The 5,831-nt window shown below is 46.9% G+C and carries 2 protein-coding genes, 1 tRNA gene and 3 rRNA genes; all 6 read right to left on the bottom strand.

Annotated features, from left to right (window positions below; genetic code table 11):
- Nucleotides 1-116, bottom strand: a 5S ribosomal RNA gene (gene rrf / locus ADH92_RS03120).
- Between the two features lie 79 nt (nt 117-195).
- Nucleotides 196-3,095, bottom strand: a 23S ribosomal RNA gene (locus tag ADH92_RS03115).
- 123 nt (nt 3,096-3,218) lie between these two features.
- Nucleotides 3,219-3,291 (bottom strand) — tRNA-Ala (locus ADH92_RS03110).
- A gap of 53 nt (nt 3,292-3,344) precedes the next feature.
- Nucleotides 3,345-4,892, bottom strand: a 16S ribosomal RNA gene (locus ADH92_RS03105).
- The 16S, 23S and 5S rRNA genes sit together here with 1 tRNA gene alongside, the layout of an rRNA operon.
- A gap of 243 nt (nt 4,893-5,135) precedes the next feature.
- Nucleotides 5,136-5,615, bottom strand: coding sequence for a sigma-70 family RNA polymerase sigma factor (locus tag ADH92_RS03100; RefSeq protein WP_003009261.1), 480 nt, complete (start codon nt 5,613-5,615; stop codon nt 5,136-5,138).
- On the bottom strand, nt 5,585-5,831 hold a 247-nt coding region (locus tag ADH92_RS11300), incomplete at its 5' end, for a hypothetical protein (RefSeq protein ID WP_049497031.1). The genes ADH92_RS11300 and ADH92_RS03100, both read right to left, overlap by 31 nt.

Below are 5,831 nucleotides of genomic sequence, written 5' to 3'. Positions count from 1 at the left end.
GCTAAGCGACTACCTTATCTCACAGGGGGCAACCCCCAACTACTTCCGGCGTTCTAGGGCTTAACTGCTGTGTTCGGCATGGGTACAGGTGTATCTCCTAGGCTATCGTCACTTAACTCTGAATGATTAAACATTCAAAATTGAACATCTATATTCTAACAAGTTAACCTTTCGTTGTCAATATCTTCTGACTCTTTGGATAAGTCCTCGAGCTATTAGTATTAGTCCGCTCCATTGCTCACACAACTTCCACTCCTAACCTATCTACCTGATCTTCTCTCAGGGCTCTTACTGATATATAATCATGGGAAATCTCATCTTGAGGTGGGTTTCACACTTAGATGCTTTCAGCGTTTATCCCTTCCCTACATAGCTACCCAGCGATGCCTCTGGCGAGACAACTGGTACACCAGCGGTAAGTCCACTCTGGTCCTCTCGTACTAGGAGCAGATCCTCTCAAATTTCCTACGCCCGCGACGGATAGGGACCGAACTGTCTCACGACGTTCTGAACCCAGCTCGCGTGCCGCTTTAATGGGCGAACAGCCCAACCCTTGGGACCGACTACAGCCCCAGGATGCGACGAGCCGACATCGAGGTGCCAAACCTCCCCGTCGATGTGAACTCTTGGGGGAGATAAGCCTGTTATCCCCAGGGTAGCTTTTATCCGTTGAGCGATGGCCCTTCCATACGGAACCACCGGATCACTAAGCCCGACTTTCGTCCCTGCTCGAGTTGTAGCTCTCGCAGTCAAGCTCCCTTATACCTTTACACTCTGCGAATGATTTCCAACCATTCTGAGGGAACCTTTGGGCGCCTCCGTTACCTTTTAGGAGGCGACCGCCCCAGTCAAACTGCCCGTCAGACACTGTCTCCGTAGATGATGAACCTACCGGGTTAGAGTGGCCATAACACAAGGGTAGTATCCCAACAACGCCTCCATCGAAACTGGCGTCCCGATCTCTATGGCTCCTACCTATCCTGTACATGTGGCACAGACACTCAATATCAAACTGCAGTAAAGCTCCATGGGGTCTTTCCGTCCTGTCGCGGGTAACCTGCATCTTCACAGGTACTAAAATTTCACCGAGTCTCTCGTTGAGACAGTGCCCAAATCATTACGCCTTTCGTGCGGGTCGGAACTTACCCGACAAGGAATTTCGCTACCTTAGGACCGTTATAGTTACGGCCGCCGTTTACTGGGGCTTCAATTCATACCTTCGCTTACGCTAAGCACTCCTCTTAACCTTCCAGCACCGGGCAGGCGTCACCCCCTATACATCATCTTACGATTTAGCAGAGAGCTGTGTTTTTGATAAACAGTTGCTTGGGCCTATTCACTGCGGCTGACTGAAAGCCAGCACCCCTTCTCCCGAAGTTACGGGGTCATTTTGCCGAGTTCCTTAACGAGAGTTCTCTCGCTCACCTGAGGCTACTCGCCTCGACTACCTGTGTCGGTTTGCGGTACGGGTAGAGTATGATTAACGCTAGAAGCTTTTCTTGGCAGTGTGACGTCACTAACTTCGCTACTAAACTTCGCTCCCCATCACAGCTCAATGTTATAGAATTAAGCATTTAACTCAATTCACACCTCACTGCTTAGACGTGCACTTCCAGTCGCACGCTTTAGTTAGCCTACTGCGTCCCTCCTTCACTACATACTCTAGTACAGGAATATCAACCTGTTGTCCATCGGATACACCTTTCGGTCTCTCCTTAGGTCCCGACTAACCCAGGGCGGACGAGCCTTCCCCTGGAAACCTTAGTCTTACGGTGGACAGGATTCTCACCTGTCTTTCGCTACTCATACCGGCATTCTCACTTCTATGCGTTCCAGCGCTCCTCACGGTACACCTTCTCCACACATAGAACGCTCTCCTACCATACCTATAAAGGTATCCACAGCTTCGGTAAATTGTTTTAGCCCCGGTACATTTTCGGCGCAGGGTCACTCGACTAGTGAGCTATTACGCACTCTTTGAATGAATAGCTGCTTCTAAGCTAACATCCTAGTTGTCTGTGCAACCCCACATCCTTTTCCACTTAACAATTATTTTGGGACCTTAGCTGGTGGTCTGGGCTGTTTCCCTTTCGACTACGGATCTTAGCACTCGCAGTCTGACTGCCGACCATAATTCATTGGCATTCGGAGTTTATCTGAGATTGGTAATCCGGGATGGACCCCTCACCCAAACAGTGCTCTACCTCCAAGAATCTTAATGTCGACGCTAGCCCTAAAGCTATTTCGGAGAGAACCAGCTATCTCCAAGTTCGTTTGGAATTTCTCCGCTACCCACAAGTCATCCAAGCACTTTTCAACGTGCCCTGGTTCGGTCCTCCAGTGAGTTTTACCTCACCTTCAACCTGCTCATGGGTAGGTCACATGGTTTCGGGTCTACGACATAATACTATTCCGCCCTATTCAGACTCGGTTTCCCTACGGCTCCGTCTCTTCAACTTAACCTCGCATCATATCGTAACTCGCCGGTTCATTCTACAAAAGGCACGCTCTCACCCATTAACGGGCTCGAACTTGTTGTAGGCACACGGTTTCAGGTTCTATTTCACTCCCCTCCCGGGGTGCTTTTCACCTTTCCCTCACGGTACTGGTTCACTATCGGTCACTAGAGAGTATTTAGGGTTGGGAGATGGTCCTCCCAGATTCCGACGGGATTTCTCGTGTCCCGCCGTACTCAGGATACTGCTAGGTATAAAGACTATTTCGAATACGAGGCTCTTACTCTCTTTGGCTGACCTTCCCATGTCATTCTTCTATAATCTTTAAGTCCACATTGCAGTCCTACAACCCCGAAGAGTAAACTCTTCGGTTTGCCCTCCTGCCGTTTCGCTCGCCGCTACTCAGGCAATCGCTTTTGCTTTCTCTTCCTGCAGCTACTTAGATGTTTCAGTTCACTGCGTCTTCCTCTACCTATCCTTAACAGATAGGAGTACTAGCCATTAGCTAGTGGGTTCCCCCATTCGGACATCTCTGGATCGTCGCTTACTTACAGCTCCCCAAAGCATTTCGTCGTTTGTCACGTCCTTCTTCGGCTTCTAGTGCCAAGGCATCCACCGTGCGCCCTTATTAACTTAACCTTATTTTTGGTCTTGCGACCTAAACTCTTTAAATATTTACAGCGTTTCGGTTTATTTTCTTGTTACTATTTGATATAGATATTCAATTTTCAATGTTCAATCTTAACACCCTTACAGTGTTAATGGAGCCTAGCGGGATCGAACCGCTGACCTCCTGCGTGCAAAGCAGGCGCTCTCCCAGCTGAGCTAAGGCCCCACAAGACCTCTCAAAACTAAACAAGACCAACGTACAGGTTTCCATTTCCTTAGAAAGGAGGTGATCCAGCCGCACCTTCCGATACGGCTACCTTGTTACGACTTCACCCCAATCATCTATCCCACCTTAGGCGGCTGGCTCCTTACGGTTACCTCACCGACTTCGGGTGTTACAAACTCTCGTGGTGTGACGGGCGGTGTGTACAAGGCCCGGGAACGTATTCACCGCGGCGTGCTGATCCGCGATTACTAGCGATTCCGACTTCATGTAGGCGAGTTGCAGCCTACAATCCGAACTGAGACTGGCTTTAAGAGATTAGCTTGCCGTCACCGACTCGCGACTCGTTGTACCAGCCATTGTAGCACGTGTGTAGCCCAGGTCATAAGGGGCATGATGATTTGACGTCATCCCCACCTTCCTCCGGTTTATTACCGGCAGTCTCGCTAGAGTGCCCAACTCAATGATGGCAACTAACAATAGGGGTTGCGCTCGTTGCGGGACTTAACCCAACATCTCACGACACGAGCTGACGACAACCATGCACCACCTGTCACCTCTGTCCCGAAGGAAAACTCTATCTCTAGAGCGGTCAGAGGGATGTCAAGACCTGGTAAGGTTCTTCGCGTTGCTTCGAATTAAACCACATGCTCCACCGCTTGTGCGGGCCCCCGTCAATTCCTTTGAGTTTCAACCTTGCGGTCGTACTCCCCAGGCGGAGTGCTTAATGCGTTAGCTGCGGCACTGAGTCCCGGAAAGGACCCAACACCTAGCACTCATCGTTTACGGCGTGGACTACCAGGGTATCTAATCCTGTTTGCTCCCCACGCTTTCGAGCCTCAGCGTCAGTTACAGACCAGAGAGCCGCTTTCGCCACCGGTGTTCCTCCATATATCTACGCATTTCACCGCTACACATGGAATTCCACTCTCCCCTTCTGCACTCAAGTTAAACAGTTTCCAAAGCGTACTATGGTTAAGCCACAGCCTTTAACTTCAGACTTATCTAACCGCCTGCGCTCGCTTTACGCCCAATAAATCCGGATAACGCTCGGGACCTACGTATTACCGCGGCTGCTGGCACGTAGTTAGCCGTCCCTTTCTGGTAAGTTACCGTCACAGTGTGAACTTTCCACTCTCACACTCGTTCTTCTCTTACAACAGAGCTTTACGATCCGAAAACCTTCTTCACTCACGCGGCGTTGCTCGGTCAGGGTTGCCCCCATTGCCGAAGATTCCCTACTGCTGCCTCCCGTAGGAGTCTGGGCCGTGTCTCAGTCCCAGTGTGGCCGATCACCCTCTCAGGTCGGCTATGTATCGTCGCCTTGGTGAGCCGTTACCTCACCAACTAGCTAATACAACGCAGGTCCATCTCTTAGTGATGCAATTGCACCTTTCAAATCAACATCATGCAATGTCGACTTTTATGCGGTATTAGCTATCGTTTCCAATAGTTATCCCCCGCTAAGAGGCAGGTTACCTACGCGTTACTCACCCGTTCGCAACTCTTCCGCTCGGTGCAAGCACCAAGCTTCAGCGTTCTACTTGCATGTATTAGGCACGCCGCCAGCGTTCATCCTGAGCCAGGATCAAACTCTCATTAAAATAATTGTTTGTCTTAAACTCATTCTGTCACTGACAGATTTATTGTTTTTTTATTGTTCAGTTACTATAACCTTAGTTATAGCGCCCTGCACATTGGTTCGTCTTGTTCAGTTTTCAAAGGTCTTTGTCGCTCTCKCGCGACAACTATATTAGTATATCATGACCTCACTTAACTGTCAACACTTTTTCTCAAAAAATTTTATTTTTTTGAAAGTTCATTTATACACTGTCAACTTTCCGTTCTTAAATTGAATTTTTAAAATCCTTTAGATAGTTCTCTAATTTCTTTTTCATTTTTGTTTTTCCTAGACATCTTCTGTTTGCTAGTAATGCTTCATATTGTTCTTTTTCTTTTACTGTTAATTTTTCTTTAAAACGTTTTAATGCATCTCTCAGAACAACTAGCTCATCTAAATATATTTTTCTTGATGAAATTCTGTGACTAATTTCTCCAATTTCAATATATGGAAGTCTATTAATTTTTCTCTTATCACTTTCCTGTTGTCTTATTTTATCTTTAATATGATTTCTAAATTTTGTTTTGAAATATGTATAAAGTAATTCTTCATTTGTTTCAATTTCAGGATTTTTTTGATAAAGTTCAAACAGAGTTAGCTGACCTTCTTGTTCCCAATCATCCTTTTCCCATAATTGAATATAATACTCTTTTTCACATTTTCTTACGATATATTTTACTTTTTGATACATTTTATTAAATTCCATAAGCTCTCCTTTACTTTTATCTGTATTTTATAAAAATAAAGAAGCCCATTGGACTTTTTTTCTATTCTGCACGTTTTTTTAACTATTTGGTTATTATTTTTGACTATTTTGTCCAAATACACAAAAAAACTGCCACTTGGTGACAGTTTATCGATAGTCCGTACGGGATTCGAACCCGTGTTACCGCCGTGAAAAGGCGGTGTCTTAACCCCTTGA

This window comes from Streptococcus parasanguinis (genome assembly GCF_001073155.1).
Lineage (GTDB): Bacteria > Bacillota > Bacilli > Lactobacillales > Streptococcaceae > Streptococcus > Streptococcus parasanguinis_D.
Note: the sequence above shows the minus strand (reverse complement) of the source record. Positions and strands in the feature narration are given on the sequence as shown.